The following is a 19,633-nucleotide window of genomic DNA, read 5'->3' as shown; positions in this document are numbered from 1 at the left end:
ATTCCCTTCTTGGCTCTTAATACTTCAACCTAGCCAGCGCTTGCGGCGTCGGTAGTGCTTAACCTCACGAAACGACTTTCGCTCGCCGGAGGTATCCACGCCTAGGTAGAACTCCCGGACATCGTCATTGAGTGCCAGCTCTTCACCCGCACCTTCCAGCACGATGCGTCCACCTTCCATCACGTAGCCGTAATCCGCCACTTGCAGCACCGCGGACGCGTTCTGCTCGACGATGAGCATGGCCGTCCCTTCCGCGCGGCAGCGACTGAGCAGGGTGTAGATCGCCTCCACCATCTGTGGCGCCAAGCCGAGCGAGGGCTCGTCGATCAACATGAGCTTGGGCTCGGACATAAGCGAGCGGGAAATCAGAAGCATCTGTTGCTCGCCGCCTGAGAGGTAGCCACTCACGCGGCTCCGCAGGTCCTTCAGCTGAGGCACAAGTTCATAGACCCACTCTTTACGTCGCAGCATCTCACCCTTGCTAGCGAGCCTGTGGCCGCCCACGGAAATGTTCTGGTCCACTGTCATGTGACGCAGGACGCGGCGTCCCTCCATCACGTGCGAAACGCCCGAGGCGACGACTTCGTCCGGCGCCATGCCAACGAGCGATTTGCCTTCGAATTCGACCGAGCCTGATGCCACTTTCCCGTACTGGCCGTGGATTAACCCGGAAATCGCCTTAAGAGTCGTGCTCTTGCCGGCGCCATTGGCGCCCAGTAGGGCCACGCTCTGGCCGCGGCTAACAGCGAGGGACACGCCCCGCACGGACAAGACGACGTCTGAATAGACGACTTCGACGTTATTGAGCCTCAGCATGGCAGGTGCCGTCCTTCGCCTCTTACCACTTGCTCACGGTAGGTACAGGAACGCCCTGCGCCACACTGACGAACTTCCCGTCCTTGACCGTGCCGATGTTCACCTTTGCACTTGTGGTGGGGAAAGGCGCCTGACTGGTGAACTCTAGGTCCGGGGCCAGGCCGAACAGATCGGACGAGCGGAAGGGGCCAGCGAGGAGCGCCGCGCGAACATCCGCACCCGTGATGGCGGCATTTCCGGCCTTCTGCTGAGCACGCTCGATGGCGCGAACCGTATAGACCGTCTGCGCCAGGCCCATAATCGTGAAGCCATTCCAGGCTGCCTTTAGTCCGTAATTCTTCTGCAACATCTCGTAGAACGCGTGCGCGTCCGACGCTTCGGCGGTCGCAAGGGCCGTTGCATGCGCCTCATAGTCTCCTTCAACGGCCGCCATGCCCCCGAGGACAGGGCCGAGCGTCGCGAGCCCGTTGTGCGATGAGACAAGCACCGGGATCTTCTTGCCGAGCGTCTGGAGGGCCCGTTTCGTAGCGATGACTTGCCCCATCGTGCCTAGCACCACGATGACGTCCGGGTTGGCAGCCGTCACGCGGCGCATCTGCAGCGTGAGATCGGATGGCTGGAGGTCGGTGAAAACCGTCTCAATGAGTTGGGCCTTGGTGGGATTCTCTCGGGCATAGGTCTGTATGCCTTTCGCCATGTCGGCAAAGCCGGCGCTGGCTTCGGAGGAGACCGTAACAAATTTGACTGGACGGTTCAGACGCTCGCTCATCCAGTTGACAAACGCACCCGTCTCGTGCGCGTAGGTCGGGCGCGAAAGGAAGGCCCAGGGATCCGCCTTCCACGCGAAGCCATAGGCGCCATTGGCAGCGGTGAGTGGAATCTTATCGTCGGGTAGGCGCGTCTGCAGCGCCGCGAAGTCCGAACCGCCGAGCCCAAGGATCGCAATTGGCTGGAGTTCCGACTTGATGCCCGGCCATAGTGAAGCGGTCTGCGCAACGTCATAGCGGGTGTCATAAGTCTTCATCTTCAGCGTAACCTGGCTCTTCGCGCCAACTTCCTTGTTCCACCATTCGATGACGGCGCGCCGCGCGTCCTCCACAGGCGGGTAGATGCTTGCGAATGGCCCGCTATAGTCGCCCAGCGAGGCAACGTTATAGGTCTTCTGCGCCAGCGCCTGTCCTGTGCTCATAGAAAGTACGGCAGCCAGGCCAATGGCCATCAGGTTCTTGATCTTCAACATGCTTGTCTCCGTTTGGTTGGTTATGAGAGGGGTTCGAAACTCCCCGCTTAGCGCGGGAACGGCCAGCGGCGATACTGTGATTTGAGAATGCTCCAGCGGCGCATCAAACCGTCCGGCTCGTAGATGAGGAAGGCGACAATGACTCCTCCCAAGAAGACGTTCATCGCGGCAAAGACGAAGGAATTTCCCAACAAGGGGAGTAGTCCCGCCAGCGTCGGCCCGATGGTGGACAGGATTTCCTGAACGCCCCGGATCGCTGCGGCGCCCACGATGCCACCGACTATTGAGCCAAGGCCCCCAACGATCACCATCGCGATAAACCAAATGGACTGAAAGAGGGTGAAGCCTTCGGTGTTGACGAGCCGCAGTTGGTATGCGATCAGCGCGCCCCCGACACCGGCGTAGAACGCGCCGACAAAAAAGGCCATGGCTTTTGTCCGGGCCACAGCTATCCCCGTCATGCCCGCAGCGAGTTCATCGTCGCGCACGGCCAGGAAGGCGCGTCCATGGCGGCCACGCACGATCCCGAATGCGCCGGCTACCATGACAATTCCAACGACAAGCGCCATGAGGTATAGGTCGCGCTCCGACGTCAACCGCCAGCTGCCAAGCGTTGCCGGTGGCACTGTGAGACCGGACGAGCCGCCCAGCCAGTTGGATGGCAGGTTGAGAATCACGAAGGGAAACAGCGCCTGAGCGGCGATCGTCGTCAATGCAAGGTAAAAACCGCGGATCCTCACGGCCGCCATGCCGAAGATCCACCCGAAGCCGGCAGCAGCGAAACCCGACAGTGGAATAACCAGATAGAACGGTACGGAGAAGCGTTGAGCCAGAAAGGCGGTGCAGTAGGCCCCCACTCCAGCGAAAGCAGCCTGGCCGAGATTGACCTGACCAGCAAAGCCGGTGGTGACCTGCAGGCCGACGGCAATGATTGCCGCAGTGAAAATAGACGTCAGCACGGAGAGCATTCGGGGTGAACCCATGAACGCGAACACCAACAGGGCGATGAGTGTGAGCACGAGGGCCACGGCTTGTGGACGCGTACGCACCAACGCTACGTCAGCCGAATAGGTTTTGGAGAAACGACCAGCGGGATCCATGCTCACACCCTCTCGATAATTTTCCAGCCGAACATGCCGGTGGGACGGATCAGGAGCACGCCCAGCATGAACAGGTACGGCACGATTGCAGAGGCTTGCCCTCCGAAGATCGGGTCGATATACGCTGACGTAAGTCCTTGTATCAAACCGATGATGGCGCCGCCCAGAAGTAGCCCACGGATGGACTCCAGGCCTGCCAGCAATGCGATGGGCAATGCAGCGAAACCGATCTCGGCGGCGTTGTAGGTAAGCGTCTTGCCGCTCAGGTACGTCATCGCTCCCACGATGGACAACGATACGCCGAGGGCCCAGGCCAGGGCCATCGACTTGCGTACTGAGATGCCCATCGACTGCGCTACCTCATGGTCTTCTGAGACCGCAGATAACGCGAGGCCTGCGCGGCTACGGTTGAAGAAATGGTGCAGGGCCAGCGCAGCTACGACCGAGAGGAAACCGCTGGCCAGCAGGGGCGAGGGGATGAATATCTCGCCGATGATCACGGGCTCCAACGGGAAGATCGCGGGGAACTGCCGCTCATGCGCCCCCCATAGAATGAGCATCACTCCGCGCAGGAGGATGATCATTCCAATTGTCACCATCACCATCGCGAACACGCTGCGCCCTACTAGGCGGCGGAAAAACAGCCGTTCGATCAGGATGCCGACGAGCGCACCGGCCAAAATGGAAAGCAGCGCACCAATTACTGGGTGAAGCTTGAAAACCATCACGAAGGTCCACACGATGAAGCCGCCTAAGACAATCAATTCACCCTGTGCGAAGTTGAAGACGCGGCTTGCCCGGTAGATCACCACGAACCCCATGGCCACGATGGCGTATAGCTGACCGGTTAGGATGCCCAGCACGGCATAGTTGAGAAAGTCGATCATGTTGTCACCTCATCGCGACGGGCGGCAGATGTCTTGTGTTTGTTGATTGAAGCTCCTGCGTCGCGCAGAGTTACATCCCAGGCGAAGATGCCCTTGCGGCCGTCCTGCAGCGTGACATCAATGCTCAGGTGATGGCTGGTGCCGCCGTCATACAACGCGTCGATGAGCTTGCCGTATCGCGCTTGCACAACTTCGCGCTTGAGCTTGCGGGTACGAGTCAGCTCTCCCTCATCGGGATCGAGCTCTTTGGGGAAGTTGGCAAAGCGTCGGATTTGCGCTGACGCGGGCAGCAGCCCGTTCACTTTGCCAATTTCCGCTCCGATAAGTTCAACCACGCGCGGATGCTGGGAAAGATCGGGATAACCACCGAAAGAAATTTTCTGTGACTCGGCCCATTGCGACAACGCTGCGCCGTCGATGTTGATGAGCGCGACTACGAACGGCCGACTTTCATCACCAATGACCAGCACATCCTTGACATAGGGTGAAAAGCGAAGGCGTACTTCTAAGAACTGTGGCGAAAAGGTTGAGCCCTCCGACAGCGTCCGCATATCCTGCACGCGGTCTATATAGATAAAGTCGTCGCCGTTGCGCGAGACGACGTCGCCGGTTTGGAACCAGCCGTCCCGCCATTTTTCTGCCGTTTTCTCGGGCGCGTTCCAATAGCCACTGAAGCCCGAGCCACCGCGAATTTCCAACTCGCCGCTGGCAGAAACCTGCGCCTCTAACTTCGGGCCAAACTGCTCCTCCACGGGAAGAAGCGCTCCAATCGACTCGACCCGGACTTCATGACCCACATGGCCCATGACCACGCCATATTCGGAGCAGCCGTAGGCGTTCCTCAATGGAACACGTAGCGCGTGAAAGAACGCGAATGCCTCGGGAGCCATGGCCGAGCCTCCAAGCAAGGCAGTTCGGACACGCGTCAATCCCAACTGGTCGCGCACGCCGTGAATTGCAACGTAGTCGAGGCAACGCCTCAGGAACTCATCGGTGAACTTTGCCTTTCCATCACGGCGGCGCGCTTCTAGTTGGTCGGCAAGATCCAGAACGCTATTAAAAAACCGCTGCCGCAATGGGCCCGCGTCTAGCATGCGCGTTCGAACCTGGCTGGCCAATGCCTCCCATTGCCGCGAACCGAAGACCAAAAAATGCGGGGCAATTTCTCGGATGGCTTCCGGGACCTGGTCGGGCCGCTCAGGAAAATGAACTACGAGCGGCAAGGCCACCGCTAGGGCCACGCCAAGGTATTGCTCGGTGGCCCAGGCAAACGGCGTGTAGGAGAGGTAGGAGTCACCTGGCTGCAACTGAACCGCTGCCTGCAGCCGCGCTGCATTGTCAAGCAAGTACCGATGCGAACAGATGACGCCCTTGGGCATGCTAGTGGTGCCGGACGTATAGGCGAGGCACGCGATGTCATCCGGTGTACCCCGTTCGATTCTTGCCTTTACGGTTTCACCGATGTCGCCGCCTGCAGTCAGGTCAAAGAAGTTGACAAGCCTGTCGTCGGAATATGACCACATGCCGTCCTGCTTCCAGTAGACCAGCTTGCGGAGTGGCTTCTCGAGCTTGCAAGTCAACAGCTTGTCGATCTGCTCTTGGCCCTGAGCGACTGCAAAGCGGGCACCGCTGTCCGCGGCCACGTGCTCGAGTTCGGCTCCCGAGATGTCCGGGTACAAAGATACGGCCCGGGCGCCGACGCATTGGACGGCGAGTTGAGCCCAAACATGCTCCGGCTCGTTGTCGCCGACGACCAGCACCGAGTCATCCTGGCCGACGCCGAAGCGCTCAAATGCGGAAGCGACCGACAAAACCTGCGATGCGACCTCGGCCCATGTGTACTCACGCCAGATGCCACGCTTTTTCTGCCGCTGTGCGGCCTCAGTCGGACGGACGCGAGCGTTTTCCATCAGAAGCTGTGGAAGTGTTGCCAGCGGCATCATGGGTGCGCCCCCAGGTAGGCCGCGATCACGATCGGGTCGTTCTGCACATCCTTCGGCGTTCCATCGGCAATCTTCTTTCCATATTGCAGGACGGCCACACGGTCTGCGAGGTCCATGACAACGCCCATGTCGTGCTCGATCAGCAGCATTGAGGTTCCTCTTGTTTCCCGCACGTCCACAATGAAGCGTGCAAGATCTTCCTTTTCTTCCACATTCATTCCAGCCATTGGCTCGTCAAGCATGAGGAGTTCTGGCTCCAAGGCTAGCGCCCGGCCCAGGTCGACACGCTTGCGCAGTCCGTAGGCGAGGGTTCCGACTTTCTGGTGCCGGTAGGGCTCGATCTGTAAAAACTCGATTATTTCTTCCACGGCTTCGCGCTCACGCGACTCCTGGACGCGCGTTCGGGGCGTCCAGAAGAACGCGGATGCCAAGCCGTAGGAAAACCGCTGCTCGCGGGCTACGAGCAGACTTTCGGCCACGGTGAGCGAACCGAAAAGCTGCGTTCCCTGAAAGGTCCGGACGACCCCCCTGCGGGCAACATGGTGTACCGCCCTACCCGTAATGTCTTCGCCTTGGTAGGTGACGCGTCCACTGGTCGGCCGGTAGAAGCCGCTGATGCAATTAATCAGTGAACTCTTGCCGGCCCCGTTGGGGCCAATAAGCGCTAGCAGTTCGCCGCGGTTCACCTGCATCGTTACATTCTGCAACGCGGCGATCCCACCGAAGCGCAGGCCGACTGCTTCGACCTGGAGGAGCTGTCCGGGAACGGCTGCGCCTAGGAGACCGGAACTCATACCCGCCTCCATTGGCCGTCCCAATATGGAGCTTTCAGCTTCGCGCGATCCACCGCGCCATCGGCCGCACGCGGAATCGCGGACTGGGGGACGATAGTGATGGACTTTGGCGCCTTGATGCTTCCAAGACCGGCCTTGCACCATTGCAGAAGCTGGTCTTCTTGGAGACTGGAGCACTCGCGTAGGCTGACGACGGCGTGCACGCTTTCGCCCCACTTGCCGTCCGGGATGCCGAAGACGCAGCAGTCTTGGATCCCCTCATGCCCGCACAGCACCTCCTCAACCTCGCCCGGAAACACATTAAAGGAACCCGTAATGATCATCTCGCGCTTGCGATCGACGATAGTGACGAAGCCCGCTTCGTCCGCGATACCGATGTCCCCCGTGAGGTGCCAGCCCCCACGTCGGCTGCGCGCCGTGAGCTCAGGCTTCTTGTAGTAGCCGTCCATTAGCATCGAAGTCCGAACTGCCACCTCACCACTCTCCCCTGGAGCCACTAGAGAACCCTCGTCATCAAGCAGTGCGACGCGCGCGAAACGGACGGGCCTTCCGGCCGAACGAGCCACACGGGCATCAAGCCGCCCACCCAGAAAATAGTCTCCCGGGCGCTTAACTAGTGCGAGCAGAGTTTCCGTCTGGCCATAGACCTCATGCAAAACCGGGCCGAGGTAGTTCACGGCCTGCTCGAACCGCTCCGGCGCTACTGGCGCGCCGGCCACAACCAGGCATTGCAGGGCCGGATAGGCGGCCGGCCCATCGAGGAAATCAAGAAGTGCATACAGTGCCGTGGGCGGAAGGAAGAGATGGGTGATCCCCTCGCTGCGCAAGGCAGCGTCGACGGCATCCGCGTCGAATAACTCGTGAATGACATTCGTGGCTCCAACCGAGGCAAACGCGAGCGAGAAGATTCCGGCCGCATGGGTCAGCGGCGCCACAACCAAATGCTTCGATTCCTGCCCGGCACCCAACGCATCAACAACATTGGCGAGGCCGATCTCAATCGCGCTGCGGGAATGCACAGTTCCATGGCAAGGCCCAGCGGCGCCGCCCGTGTGCTGCAGCCAGGCCGCCGTCGTGGGCGTAGCCAACGAGCCCAGGACCTCGTGGTCCGGATTCGTTGTCAGCCAGGCATCGAGGCTCCGCCCGACAGGCGCGCTGCCGTTAATGCAGACCGTCATGAGCCCGGGAATAGCCTTCGCAGCCGCCTCTGCCTTGGCGAAATACTGAGCCTGGAAGAAGACCAGCCGAGCGTCAAGGTAGTCGAGGACTTGCGCGGTCGTGTCCGTCGTGGTGGAAGGATGGATTGATGTCCAAGCGAGACCGGCAAGGTTGATACCCAGTTGCAGTAAGCACACCTCGGGACAGTTGTCCGCAAGGATCGCCACCGTCGAGCCGAGTGGAAGATTCTGTTCCGCCAGGGATGCGCCGACTTGGCGGGCACGCTTCGCCACCTCCTCGAAGCTCAGGGATTGCCCCTTCGCAACCAGAGCCGGGTGATGGCTTCGCAAGGAGCCGGCGCGTTCTATGTAATCGATGAGATGCACGTGATGTTTCCTGCAAGTACGTTAATATACCCACGGGAATAATAGTCTTCCTACCGGGTAAACCCTCAATCGGAGAACACACATGAACTTCATGGAGTCAGAAGAGCAGACAGCCATCCAGGCATCTGTAGCAGACTGGGCGAAGCGGGAGCTCGCTCCAGGTGCCAACGCACGCGACACGGAAGCGCGGTTCGACCCAGAGCTTTATCTGCGCTGTGGGCGTGATCTAGGGATCACGCGTCTTCCCTTCTCGGAGGAGTTCGGCGGCGCAGGTGCAGGTATGCAGGAGACCAGCGTGGCAATCGAGGAAATTGCACGCCAGGACCAGTCGTTGGCCGTAACACTGATGGTCTCGATGGCGGCCGGCCTGATGCTTGTCGAGAATGGGAGCGTCGAGCAGATTGAGCGGTACCTGCCGGGCATCGTGGCCGGCACGGCACTGGGCGCTGTGGCCGGTACCGAGCCTCAAGCCGGATCGTGGACTGCCGGCTACACAACGAGGGCTGTGGAGAACGCCACCGGCTGGCGAATCGACGGGGAAAAGGCATTCATAACCAATGCGGGTGCGCCGATCACCTCTGTCGTTCTTGTATGCGCCGTAACAGGTGGCCAGCCGGATAAGCCTCAAATGACAATGTTTGCTTTGCCAGCAGATGCGCCTGGACTCGTTTACGGCAAGCCATACGACAAGTTGGGATGGCGCTCATCGGAAACGCGGCCGGTGTTCCTGGACGGCGTATCGGCGCCAGCCACCAGCATCGTGGGCAAAGTTGGCGACGGCCGCCACCTGGTACACGGAGCCTTCAAGGTCGGACGTATTCTTATTTCAGCAATGGCCGTCGGCATGGCTCAGGGTTGCCTGGACCATGCGATCGCGTATGCCCGTGAGCGCAAGGCGTTTGGTGGATCGATCGCTGACTTTCAATTGGTGCAGAAAGCCATCGCTGACATTGCAATCCGCGTCGAAACCTCGCGGCTCATGGTCCGCAAATCTGCCTGGATGCGCGACGAAGGCCAACTCGATGACGGCTTCCTTTCGATGACAAAGTACTACTCCACGGAGGCGGCCTCACAATGCGCAGACTTGGCAATTCAGGTCCACGGCGGCTATGGATTCATGAATGAGTGCGCACCTACCCGCTTTTGGCGCGATGGGAGAGTCTTGAGGATTGGAGACGGAACCAGCGAGATTCAGATTGGACTTATTGCGAGAGCACTTGGTTTGACGTCGCTTCCCCGGGCCGTCAAGACTTAAGGCAATGCTGAAAAAGTCCCCACTGCTTCTTCAGCTTGGGTAAATTATTGGGCCATTGAATCGACCCGGCTTCAGTAGACACCTTCGAGCCTCAAACCTGAGGCCCAATAGGAGGTGCCATGACAAGCAAACAACCTTACCCTGAAGAATTCAAGATCGAAGCGGTCAAGCAGATCACGGAGCGAGGCCATCGGGTGGCCGATGTATCCGCGCGGATCGGCGTGAGCCAGCACAGCCTGTACAAGTGGATCAAGTCGTATGCGCTGCCGGCTGCTGAGCGGCAGGCGCAGGCGTCGCAGACGGAGGAACTGCGCCGCCTGAAGGCCGAGCTGCGGCGCGTGACAGAGGAGCGCGACATCCTAAAAAAGGCCGCCTTGGATTCAACCCGTCGCTGCAACGGCTCGCTGAAGTCTACTTGCAGGCGTTTCATAGTCCAGCGTCTTTCGAGGTCTCGTGTTCAGCCGCATGGAGATAGCATCCAGATCCGCTTGACTGTAGACCGAGAGGTCAGCTCCCTTGGGCAAGTACTGACGCACCAGCCCGTTCGTGTTCTCGTTGGTGCCACGCTGCCATGGGCTTCGTGGATCACAGAAGAACACATCGACCTCAGTGGCCATCGAGAACATCCGATGCTGGGCCAGCTCCATGCCTCGGTCCCAGGTCAGCGATTTCATCGAGCCTTCTGGGAGTCGCTTGACTTCGCGCGTCAACGCCTGCACTACGCTGGCCGTGTCCTTGCCATCGACCTGGACCAGCAGCGCGAAACGTGAATGACGCTCCACCAGCGTTGCAATGTGGCTATTCTTTGCCCCCGTGACCAAGTCACCTTCCCAATGACCAGGAACGGCGCGGTCCTCGATCTGCGCGGGACGATCGAGGATGGACACCGCGTCAGGGATCTGCCCTCGAGGCGATGCCTTGCCCAGGCCTGCGCGCGTTCGCCGCATGGAGCGGCGAGTACGAAGATGAGCCATCAATTCCTTCTTCAGCACCCCACGGGCCTGTACGAAGAGGCTGCGATAGATCGTCTCGTGCGACACCTGCATGCGCTCAGTATCGGGGTGTTCTCGTCGCAGCCATCCAGCGATTTGCTGAGGAGACCACTGCAACGCCAGCTTCTGGGACACGAGCCGGGCCAGCTCAGGATTGAGCGCCAGGGCACAGGGCTGAGGTCGGCGCGCCTGCTCCCAGGCCCGCCCATCGGCCAGTGCTGCACGATATCGCTCGGCACCGCCATTGCGATGGATCTCTCGGCTGACCGTTGAAGGCGATCGGCCAAGTTCCGCGGCGATCTGCCTGCATGAATGACCGGCCGCCAGACCGCGAGAGATCTGCTCGCGCTCGTGTGTCGTCAAGGCTGAGGCGGCCCGTTTGCGCGCCGGGCTGTAGATGCCGCCGCCCAACGCGAGCACCCCATGCACCGACCCAGGGTGCTTGAACAATGCACGACCGATGTCGCTGATGGAATCCCCTGCCTTCCATCGCTCCCACAACTCTCGCCGCTGCGCATCCGACAGTCCGGGACGTCCCAATCTCGCCATGAATATCTTCCTCGCTGCACACTTGTATCAAAGGTGTTGCAGCGACGGGTTGAATCCAAGGCAGCGTACTTTGCCAAGCAGTCCGGGTGAGGTACGCGTTCATGAAGGCGCACGAGGCACAGTACAGCGTTCGGCGGATGTGTCGGGTCATGCAGGTGCATCCCAGCGGCTATTACGCATGGAAAGTCGAGCCAACCAGTGCAAGCGCACAGGACGATCAACGGCTGACTGGCCTGCTCAAGCAAGCCTGGCTGGAGAGCGGCGGCGTGTATGGCTATCGCAAGCTGACGCTGGACATGCGCGATCTGGGCGAGCGTTGCGGCAAGCACCGCGTCGCTCGGTTGCTCAAGCTCGAAGGGCTGCGCTCGCAGACAGGTTACCGCCGCCGCCCTGGCGGGCGTGCAGGAGCGCCTGCCGTGGTCGCGCCCAATCATCTGCAGCGCGAGTTTCTGGTGACCCAGCCCAATCGATCCTGGGTGACCGATATCACCTACATCCGCACACACGAAGGCTGGCTGTATCTGGCGGTCGTGATCGACCTGTTCTCGCGCCAAGTGGTGGGCTGGTCCATGGGCAGCCGTATCGACACCAGCTTGGTCCTGGACGCGCTTGTGATGGCGTTATGGCGCCGTCGGCCTCAAGAGGCTGTCACGGTGCACTCGGATCAGGGCTGTCAATTCACAGGCCATGACTGGCAGACGTTCGTGCGGGAACACAATTTGGTCAGCAGCATGAGCCGGCGCGGAAACTGCCACGACAACGCCGTCGCCGAGAGCTTCTTTCAGTTGCTCAAGCGTGAGCGGGTGCGCCGCCAGATCTATGCCACGCGCCACGACGCACGCGTCGATATCTTCAACTACATCGAGATGTTCTATAACCCCAAGCGGCGACACGCAACGGCCGGCGATACTTCGCCGGTCGAGTTCGAACGACGCCATTCCCAACGGTTCGCAGGTGTCTAGAAAACCCGGGTCGATTCAGCCCTCGAGTCTATTCAGCGCTGGTCTTGACTACTCGGTGAGTGCGTCGAGCTGTTTCAGTGCTGCGCGTTTTCCGAGCTTGAACAAAGCAGTTATCCGCTCAAGCTGGGCGGCACGTGGCTGGACCTTTCCGCTTTCCCATTTGTATACCGACAAGCTGGATGCTTGCAGGAGCACTGCCAGTTGGGCTTGCGTAACGCCGAGGTGCGCTCGGTACTCGGCCAGTTTGGATGCATCAAACGTGCCCCTGGATGCACGTGCAGATTGAGTTGGTTCGGCTTGTTTGCCAGCCGATTGAACTCCCTTGGCCAGAGCCTTGTACTGCTGCTGCAGCGCTTTCAGGTCGCGCTTGAGGCCGGCAATCTCTGAGCGGTGGTGCCCAGCGGATTTTCTCAATGCCGTCAGTTCATCTTTCAACTCTTTGCGAGCGATGCGTGCGATTTCTGATTTCAATGAGTTTGCGAATGTGCTCATGAATCACATCGTACGCCTGTTGTCCGGCCTCGCCTGTCGTGAAAGCGCATCACGATTGGGGCTGCGTCTCGAAAAGTGGCACGACGCTGTCAAGCGCGCGTAGGACTGCGGCAATTGCCGGTCGCCGGAAAGTCCCCTGAACCATGGCCACAAAAATGCGGCGCACCATCAGAGGCGCCACGGGGACCACCGAGAACGCGGGGTCGGTTGCAGCGGCTCTAAGCGCCAAAGCGGGCAACACTGTGATGACATAGCCCGTGCGCACCATTTCAAGTGTCGCTGCGATGTTTCTGCAACTGGCCACCACTTTTGGCGCGAAGCCAGCTTCGTGGCATGCATTCACGATTTGGGCCTTGTACGTCTGGGCATTTCGGTTGATGGCCCAGTTCTCCGAAGCGAGGTCCGTGATGGAAATGGATGTGGCGTTGGCCAGTCGATGGCTGGATGCCATGACCACGGCCAGGTGGTCTTCATAAACCGGGCGAAAGTACAGCATGCTGGAGAGTGCTTCTGCACTGATGGAGTCATCCACCAGTGCCAGGTCCACCTGTTTGGCTGCTGCGGCTTTCAGGCTTTCTCCGGGCTCCAGCTCCTCAAATCGAAGTGCCAGCTGAGGGTGTTGTTTCACCAGCTCCTTGAAGACGGCGGGGATGAACGTTGTTGCGACCGACCCAAAGGCCGAGATGCGCACTTCACCTGCAACGTCGCCTTTGGCTGAGGCCAAGTCGGACTCGATTTCGTTGACCAAGTCGAACACTTTGGCGGAGCTTGCCACCAGGCTCTCGCCCGCGAGCGTGAGCCTGACCCCTCGGCCGGAGCGCTCGAAAAGCACTGTGCCTGTCTCCTGTTCCAGGATGGCCAGTTGTTGGGACACCGCCGGACGCGTCAAGTTCACAGCCTCTGCGACCTTGGCAATCGTGCCCAGCACGGACAGCTCGCTCAGCAGATGAAGGCGTGAAAGATTCAGCATGTGCCGATAGAAAAGCTAACGCTTTGTGTGGACTGAAAATTCATGGTCTTCCAAAACTAGGGTAAACCCTAGAGTGGAAAGACCGAAAAGTTGATGCATGCAATAAAAATGCCAAGCACCAGGTCCTCACGGAAACGAATCCTGATTGGAAAGAAATTCTAACGCCATGCGTAAGCATCGGTCGTCTTATCAACGGCGACCTGCATGCCTAAAGTTCGCTCCATTCAAACAGGAGCGCAAGCGTTATGGAAAAGGTTGCATTTATTGGTGTGGGCAAGATGGGGGCGCAGATGGCTGCCCGTCTGGTCGCGGCAGGTTTCACGGTCACTGTGTTCGACCCGAACGAAGCCGCAGTCAAAGAGCTGGTGGCAAAAGGCGCTGCCTCTGCCGTCAGTCCTCGGGCTGCGGCCGAAGGTGCTGATGCTGTGATGTTCAGCCTCCCGACGCCCGCCATCCTCCGCGCCGCTGTGGCAGGTACCGATGGCGTGCTGGGGGCGGTCAAGAAGGGTGGTGTGCTCATCGACTTCAGCACCGTTGACCCTGAGACCACCAAGGAACTGGCCAAGGCTGCGGCGCAGCATGGGGTGGAATTTCTGGATTCGCCGGTCAGCGGCGGCGTGGCAGGTGCTGCCAACGGCAAACTGGTGTTGATGGTGGGTGGCAGCGCAGATGTGCTGGAGAGCGTGAAGCCCATGCTTGAACACCTGGCCGGTCGCATTGTTCACTGCGGCCCCATCGGTGCCGGCCAACTGACCAAGCTCAGCCACAACCTGGTCGTCGCCATCAACACCGTTGCCCTGGGCGAGGTTCTGGCTGCAAGCGTCAAAGCAGGCGGCAACCTGGAAGTGTTGTGCGATGTGCTGACCGCTGGCATGGCGGGCAGCAAGATGTTGGACTGGTTTCAGAAGACCCTGTTCACAGCCGAGCGTCCCGCATTCTTTGCGATTGACCTGATGCACAAAGACATCGGCCTGTGCCTGGACGAGTTCTCCAACTACCCCATGCCGCTGGGTCAGCTGGTCAAGCAAACCTACAACGCGGCCCGTGCCAAGGGTCTGGGTGGCAAAGACTCCACCAGCATCTGTGAACTCTACGAAGAGCTGCTGGACGTGCGCCTGCAGAACGCCGCCTGAACGCATTTCATTCTCAGTGAGATAAAAGTGAACCAAACTCTCAGTACAACCTACAGCGGCATCAAGCTGCCGACCGCTGGCCTGGCTGGCAACTTCATCAATGGCGAGTGGTGCAAGCCCGTTGGTGGCAAGACCCTGGCGGTGGTGAACCCCTGCCGCCTTGACCACATCGCCGACGTTGGTGCAGCCGATGCGCGAGACATCGACCTCGCGGTGGCGGCTGCCAAGGCGGCATTTCCCAAGTGGCGCCGCAAGGCCGCCCGCGAGCGGGGTGCGTTGCTCATCGAGTTCGGCAACCGCATCACGGCGAACGCCGACGAAATCGCCAAAATTCTTGCGGCGGAGACCGGCAACGCCTTGCGCACCCAAAGCCGACCGGAAGTGGCCAGCACGGCAGAGGTGCTGCGGTACTACGGCGGCGTGATTGCCGAGCAAAAGGGGGAGACTCTTCCCTTGGGTCCTGGCCTCTTCAGCTACACCACCCGTGAGCCGTTTGGTGTCGTGGGTGCCATCATTCCCTGGAACTCGCCGCTGGTGCTGGCAGCCGTGAAAATCGGCATGTCGCTGGGCACGGGCAACACCTTGGTGCTCAAGCCTGCGGAAGACGCGCCCCTGGCCGTCATTCGAATCGCGGAGTTGGCTGCAGACCTCTTCCCGGCCGGCGTGTTCAACGTGGTGACCGGCGAGGGCCTGGAGGCTGGCGCGCCATTGAGCCAGCACGCCGATGTGGCGAAGGTGTCGTTCACGGGCTCACATGAGGTGGGGCAGAAGGTCGCTCATGCCGTGGCAGACCGCATCGGTCACCTGACCCTGGAGTTGGGTGGCAAGAGCCCCTGCATCGTGTATGCGGACGCAGGCGTCGATGCCCAGTTGGACACCACGGTCAACAACATCATCGCTGCCATGCGTTTTGCCCGCCAGGGCCAATCGTGCACGGCCGGCTCGCGTCTTTTTGTTCACCGCTCCATCTGGGACAAGGTGATGCCCAAGCTGGTGCAGAAGGTGAATGCACTGAAAGTGGGCGATGCGCTCGACGAAACGACGGACATTGGTGCGGTCATCAATGCAGAGCGCTACAACGCAGTGTGTGGCTTCATCAAGGAAGCCATGGACGCAGGCGCGAAGGTGGAAGTGGGCGCCCTGCCTCCGCCAGCCGGGGAGGCCAAGGGCTACTTCCCGACCCCGGTCATCTTCAGTGGCGTAGACAACAGTTGGCGTATCGCTCGCGAGGAAGTCTTTGGCCCCGTATTGGTAGCGATTCCATGGGACGAGGAAAGCGAAGTGCTGGCGATGGCCAACGACACGCATTACGGCCTGGCTGCCTACGTGTTCACCAATGACATCAACGCCGCGATGCGCGCGACCGAGCAGCTGGATGCCGGTTGGATACAGGTCAACCGTGCGGGCGGCCAGATTCCGGGCATGTCTTACGGTGGCGCCAAACAAAGCGGCATCGGCGCGGAGTATTCGATTGAAGGCGCGCTGGAAAGCTACACGAGCCGCAAAAGCGTGACTTTCGGCATCTGAGAGCAGGGAGCCAACGTGCACACTTCGTCCATTGCAGCCGCCGCCTGGAAAGACGTCTTGACGTCGGAACAGGTCGAGTCGGGCAACCGAATCGACCGACTGATGACGTTGGAGATTCGCCCCCTGACGGGGGGACTTCCTCCCGGCATCGTGGTGCCGATGTATGAAGTGTGTCGGGCTCACCATGGCGCGCCCCTTTCGATGGTCGCGGCGTCCGCGCTCAAGGAGCGGGTCAAGCCTGGTGACACCGTGTTCATTGCCACGGGTGCGGGTGTGGCGCCCAACCTCCCGCTGGGGGAAACCGACGGTCCTGTTGGTGCCGCGGCGCTGGCGACCGGCATCGTCAAGGGGCTGCAGGCCAAAGTGGTTTTCGTAACTGAAGACGCTCACTTGCCGCCGGTGGTTGCCGCAGTTGAACTCATCAACTCCAAGCTTGCGGTATGGGCTGCCAAGCAACCTGGGCGCAGTTTCACGCCGGTGGCGGTCGAGTCATTCCCCATCGGGCTGAATCGGGGTCAGACCAAGTCACGGGAGCTCATTGAGCGCTGGTCACCAACCGCCGTGGTGTTTGTCGAGCGTGATGGGCCCAATGTGGAAGGCCAGTTCCACGGCGTCCGGGGTGACTGCCGTGACCCACTGGCTGTCGGGTACGTCTATTTGCTGGCCTACCACGCGGCCGAGGCGGGCGTTTTGACGGTCGGCATTGGGGATGGCGGCAACGAGGTGGGCTTTGGCGCCATGCGCGAGGCCATCCGTGATGTCCTGCCCCTGCGTGGTCGCTCTATGGCCGGCCATGCCTCGGGTGTCGTGACGGTGGTGGCGACCGACGTCACGGTCAGCGCTGCGGTTTCCAACTGGGGTGCTTGTGCGGTCAACGCCGCATTGGCGGTGCTCCTGTCCAACCCCGATGTGCTGCATGACGCAGACACGGAGCACGAACTGATTGCCGTCACGGTTGCCGCTGGTGCACGAGACGGTGCGACTTCCAAGCAGTCCATGGTGGTGGATGGCATCGACTTTGCGGGGCATCTGGCCTTTGTGCGGCTGCTCAATGAGGTCGCCGGAATTTCTATTCGCACGGCATCAGCCGTGTGACCTGGAGCAAAAAATGCAGGCGAAAAAAACAAGCGACTCGTTCGGCAACATCCTCGACCCCATCGTCGGGTTTGCCCGTGGCGCCATCATTCAATCCAGTGTTGACGAGGCGCGCCGCCTTCGGCAGGGGCAAAAAGTGGCCGCAGACCGTGTCCGCAGATTGGGACCCCAGTCCATCGGTGTCTTTACCGGAAACCAACGGGATTTTCCCCTGAAGGTCGAAGACCTCAACACCCACTGCGAGGAGTGGGTGGGTCCGGGGCTGTTTGCCGAGGAACTGCGGTTGGCCGCCATCGAACACATGGGTGGTCAACCGGATGATGCGGTGGCGCCTGTCAATCGCACGAGCGCCGGCATCATCGCCACCATCGCTGCGCTGGCTGGTGGCAAGCCGGTCGTGTCCGTGGTGCCGCCTGGTGGTCGTTCACATGCGTCGGTCATTCGCGGTTGTGGCATCGCCAGGGTCGAGCTGATTGAAGTGCAGGGCGACAAGGATTGGGTGAAGGCGCTCGAAGAAAACGAGCCCGCCCTGGTGGTCATCACCACCGTCACGAGCAGCCTGGAATTCCTGGCCGACGAGGTGGCGATGGACGTCGCTGCATTGGCCAAGGCCAGGAAAGCGAATGTTTTGCTGGATGAGGCTTACGGCGCACGGATGCGCCCCGTGCTCCACGGTGGTGTTCTGAGTCTGAAGCTGGGTGGCGACCTGGCCATCACCAACTGCGACAAAGCCGGCCTGTCCGGCCCTCGGTCTGGTCTTCTGGTGGGCCGCCCTGACCTGGTGGTGCGTGTGGCGGCCAAGGCGTCCGAGTACGGGATGGAGGCCCGGGCGCCCATCGCGGCGAGCGCCTTGCGTTCGATTCAGCGCTTTTCGCCTCAGGACTTGCTGGATGAAGCGCAAAGTGGGCAGAAGCTGGCCCAAGCGCTGCAAGAGCGTCTGGGAACGGCACTTGTCGCCAAGAGCGACCTCGGCCCCATGATTGAAGAAGACCTGACGCTGACCGAAGTCCTGAGGAGAGCGGGTCTGAAACCCGAAAACACCGAGCTTGTACCGGCAGAAATCACATCGGCGCTCGGTATGGTCTTGCTGCGTGACCACGGCATTTTGACGGTGAACACGCACGGACAGCCAGGCGCCCGGGTTTCAGTTCGTCTCAAGCCCACACATGGGGCCATTGAGCGCGCTGGGGGCATGGGTAGCGTGGTGGATGCGGTGGACGCATCCTTCACGAAGATTGCACAGATGGTCCGGACGCCGTCGGCGCTGGCTACCTTGATTCTGGGGGAGGCGAAATGATCGTTGACCCAAAAATCATTGCGGCGATGGACGAACGTCTGGACAAACTGGTAAGCCTGGACATCGGTGGGCGAGGGGTTGAGCACTTGTATGCCGCAGCCAGGGCACGGCAAGGCGGTCCACTGGTGGGCGCAGCCGCTGACGCGCTTCTGGCCGTGCCAGATGGCGCCACCGTGTTTGTCACCACCGGGTCAGTCTCTCGGGCGTGGATTTCGACGGAGATTGGTGAGAACGATGGTCCGGCCGGAGCTGCCATCATCGCGCGCGCGCTGTCGTTGGCCAAGCGGGTGCATTGCGTCGTGTTAGCAGAAGAAACGCTCCTGCCTGGCATGCGAGCCATTCTGACCAGTGCTGGGTTGACAGTTCTGCCGTTTGAACAGGCGCAAATCGCTTGCAAGGACGGCAGCCTGGCGGTGGTAACCCTCCTCCCATTCACGACGAGTGATGCGGATGCACCCTCCGAGGCCAAGGCACTGCTGGCGCGGTACCAGCCGAGCCTGTTCTTCTCCACCGAGCGGGTGGGGCGGGCCAAGGATGGCGTTTACTACAGCATGCGTGCCATTGACTACGGCATGGGGCGAGCCCGCATCGATGTGCTTTTTGAAGAAGCCATCGCGCAGGGTGTCCCGACGGTGGCGGTCGGCGACGGTGGCAACGAAATCGGCATGGGCGTGGTCTCTGCCGCTGTTGCGGAGCACGTGAAATTTGGCGGCACCATAGCGGCCGTGACACCCTGCGATGTGCTGGTGACCGCCGCTTGTTCCAACTGGGGCTGCAATGCGATTGCGGCCGCCATGGCTGCGAGGCGCAAAGACGTCCGCCTGCTGAATGCTCCTGAGTTGGAGCGCCAATTGCTGAACCGAGGGGTCGATATCGGCCTTATCAATTCGGTTCAAAACGTTGTTGATGCCAACGTGGATGGTCTCCATCTGGAAATCCACGTGGCGTTTGCAGAGATGCTGCGGGCGGTAGTCAAGCCAGCATTGGTTTCGTAGGGCAGTCCTTTCCATCCATTCACTTCACTACAAGGTGCTTCC

The 19,633-nt window shown here is 60.5% G+C and carries 16 protein-coding genes and 2 pseudogenes; 8 read left to right on the top strand and 10 right to left on the bottom strand.

The genetic code is table 11. The annotated features are described in order from the left end of the window. Nucleotides 1-24 precede the first annotated feature (24 nt). Genes C6571_RS14830 through C6571_RS14800 form a run of 7 tightly spaced genes read right to left on the bottom strand, consistent with a single transcriptional unit; the run spans nt 25 to nt 8,324 of the window. Complete coding sequence (locus C6571_RS14830) at nt 25-816, bottom strand: ABC transporter ATP-binding protein (RefSeq protein ID WP_106447370.1); 792 nt, start codon at nt 814-816, stop codon at nt 25-27. Nucleotides 817-838: 22 nt separating this feature from the next. Beyond that, nucleotides 839-2,056 (bottom strand): ABC transporter substrate-binding protein, encoded by a 1,218-nt coding sequence (locus C6571_RS14825; protein ID WP_106447369.1) that lies wholly within the window; start codon nt 2,054-2,056, stop codon nt 839-841. Between the two features lie 47 nt (nt 2,057-2,103). Continuing rightward, entirely contained in the window at nt 2,104-3,156 is a 1,053-nt protein-coding gene (locus tag C6571_RS14820; protein ID WP_106447368.1) for a branched-chain amino acid ABC transporter permease, read from the bottom strand. Between the two features lie 2 nt (nt 3,157-3,158). Continuing rightward, entirely contained in the window at nt 3,159-4,043 is an 885-nt protein-coding gene (locus C6571_RS14815; protein ID WP_106447367.1) for a branched-chain amino acid ABC transporter permease, read from the bottom strand. Further along, nucleotides 4,040-5,986, bottom strand: coding sequence for an AMP-dependent synthetase/ligase (locus tag C6571_RS14810; protein ID WP_106447366.1), 1,947 nt, complete (start codon nt 5,984-5,986; stop codon nt 4,040-4,042). The genes C6571_RS14815 and C6571_RS14810 overlap by 4 nt, the downstream gene beginning before the upstream one ends. Then, on the bottom strand, nt 5,983-6,780 hold the full coding sequence (locus C6571_RS14805) for an ABC transporter ATP-binding protein (RefSeq protein ID WP_106448268.1): 798 nt from the start codon (nt 6,778-6,780) through the stop codon (nt 5,983-5,985). The genes C6571_RS14810 and C6571_RS14805 overlap by 4 nt, the downstream gene beginning before the upstream one ends. Beyond that, nucleotides 6,777-8,324: a class I adenylate-forming enzyme family protein gene (locus C6571_RS14800; RefSeq protein WP_106447365.1), complete on the bottom strand. Its 1,548-nt coding sequence runs from the start codon at nt 8,322-8,324 to the stop codon at nt 6,777-6,779. The genes C6571_RS14805 and C6571_RS14800 overlap by 4 nt, the downstream gene beginning before the upstream one ends. A gap of 82 nt (nt 8,325-8,406) precedes the next feature. Between C6571_RS14800 and C6571_RS14795 the strand changes: the two genes are divergently transcribed. Beyond that, nucleotides 8,407-9,579 (top strand): acyl-CoA dehydrogenase family protein, encoded by a 1,173-nt coding sequence (locus C6571_RS14795; protein ID WP_211300648.1) that lies wholly within the window; start codon nt 8,407-8,409, stop codon nt 9,577-9,579. A gap of 119 nt (nt 9,580-9,698) precedes the next feature. Beyond that, nucleotides 9,699-9,950: pseudogene (locus tag C6571_RS14790) on the top strand (transposase); the annotation flags it as partial. 9 nt (nt 9,951-9,959) lie between these two features. On the opposite strand, the gene C6571_RS14785 reads toward C6571_RS14790, so the two are convergent. Then, complete coding sequence (locus C6571_RS14785) at nt 9,960-11,120, bottom strand: IS30 family transposase (protein ID WP_106447337.1); 1,161 nt, start codon at nt 11,118-11,120, stop codon at nt 9,960-9,962. Nucleotides 11,121-11,185: 65 nt separating this feature from the next. On the opposite strand from C6571_RS14785, the pseudogene C6571_RS14780 reads away from it, so the two are divergent. Further along, nucleotides 11,186-12,082 (top strand): annotated as a pseudogene (locus C6571_RS14780) (IS3 family transposase); the annotation flags it as partial. Nucleotides 12,083-12,130: 48 nt separating this feature from the next. On the opposite strand, the gene C6571_RS14775 reads toward C6571_RS14780, so the two are convergent. After that, nucleotides 12,131-12,574: a helix-turn-helix domain-containing protein gene (locus C6571_RS14775; protein WP_106447364.1), complete on the bottom strand. Its 444-nt coding sequence runs from the start codon at nt 12,572-12,574 to the stop codon at nt 12,131-12,133. A 49-nt stretch (nt 12,575-12,623) separates the two neighbouring features. Then, nucleotides 12,624-13,544, bottom strand: a complete 921-nt coding sequence (locus C6571_RS14770; protein ID WP_106447363.1) for a LysR family transcriptional regulator — start codon at nt 13,542-13,544, stop codon at nt 12,624-12,626. 245 nt (nt 13,545-13,789) lie between these two features. Here C6571_RS14770 and C6571_RS14765 point away from each other — a divergent pair, with 245 nt between their 5' ends. From C6571_RS14765 to C6571_RS14745, 5 genes are read left to right on the top strand one after another with little or no spacing between them, the layout of a single operon-like run. Next, nucleotides 13,790-14,677, top strand: coding sequence for an NAD(P)-dependent oxidoreductase (locus C6571_RS14765; protein WP_106447362.1), 888 nt, complete (start codon nt 13,790-13,792; stop codon nt 14,675-14,677). A 27-nt stretch (nt 14,678-14,704) separates the two neighbouring features. Then, nucleotides 14,705-16,204 (top strand): aldehyde dehydrogenase family protein, encoded by a 1,500-nt coding sequence (locus C6571_RS14760; protein ID WP_211300647.1) that lies wholly within the window; start codon nt 14,705-14,707, stop codon nt 16,202-16,204. A 15-nt stretch (nt 16,205-16,219) separates the two neighbouring features. Beyond that, on the top strand, nt 16,220-17,299 hold the full coding sequence (locus C6571_RS14755; RefSeq protein WP_106447360.1) for a glutamate cyclase domain-containing protein: 1,080 nt from the start codon (nt 16,220-16,222) through the stop codon (nt 17,297-17,299). A gap of 13 nt (nt 17,300-17,312) precedes the next feature. After that, on the top strand, nt 17,313-18,596 hold the full coding sequence (locus C6571_RS14750) for an aminotransferase class I/II-fold pyridoxal phosphate-dependent enzyme (protein ID WP_106447359.1): 1,284 nt from the start codon (nt 17,313-17,315) through the stop codon (nt 18,594-18,596). Beyond that, nucleotides 18,593-19,591, top strand: coding sequence for a glutamate cyclase domain-containing protein (locus C6571_RS14745; RefSeq protein WP_106447358.1), 999 nt, complete (start codon nt 18,593-18,595; stop codon nt 19,589-19,591). Before C6571_RS14750 ends, C6571_RS14745 begins: the two co-directional genes overlap by 4 nt. The last annotated feature ends 42 nt before the right edge of the window (nt 19,592-19,633 follow it).

The organism is Simplicispira suum (assembly GCF_003008595.1).
GTDB lineage: Bacteria > Pseudomonadota > Gammaproteobacteria > Burkholderiales > Burkholderiaceae_C > Simplicispira > Simplicispira suum.
This window is presented reverse-complemented; position numbering and strand designations above follow the sequence as displayed.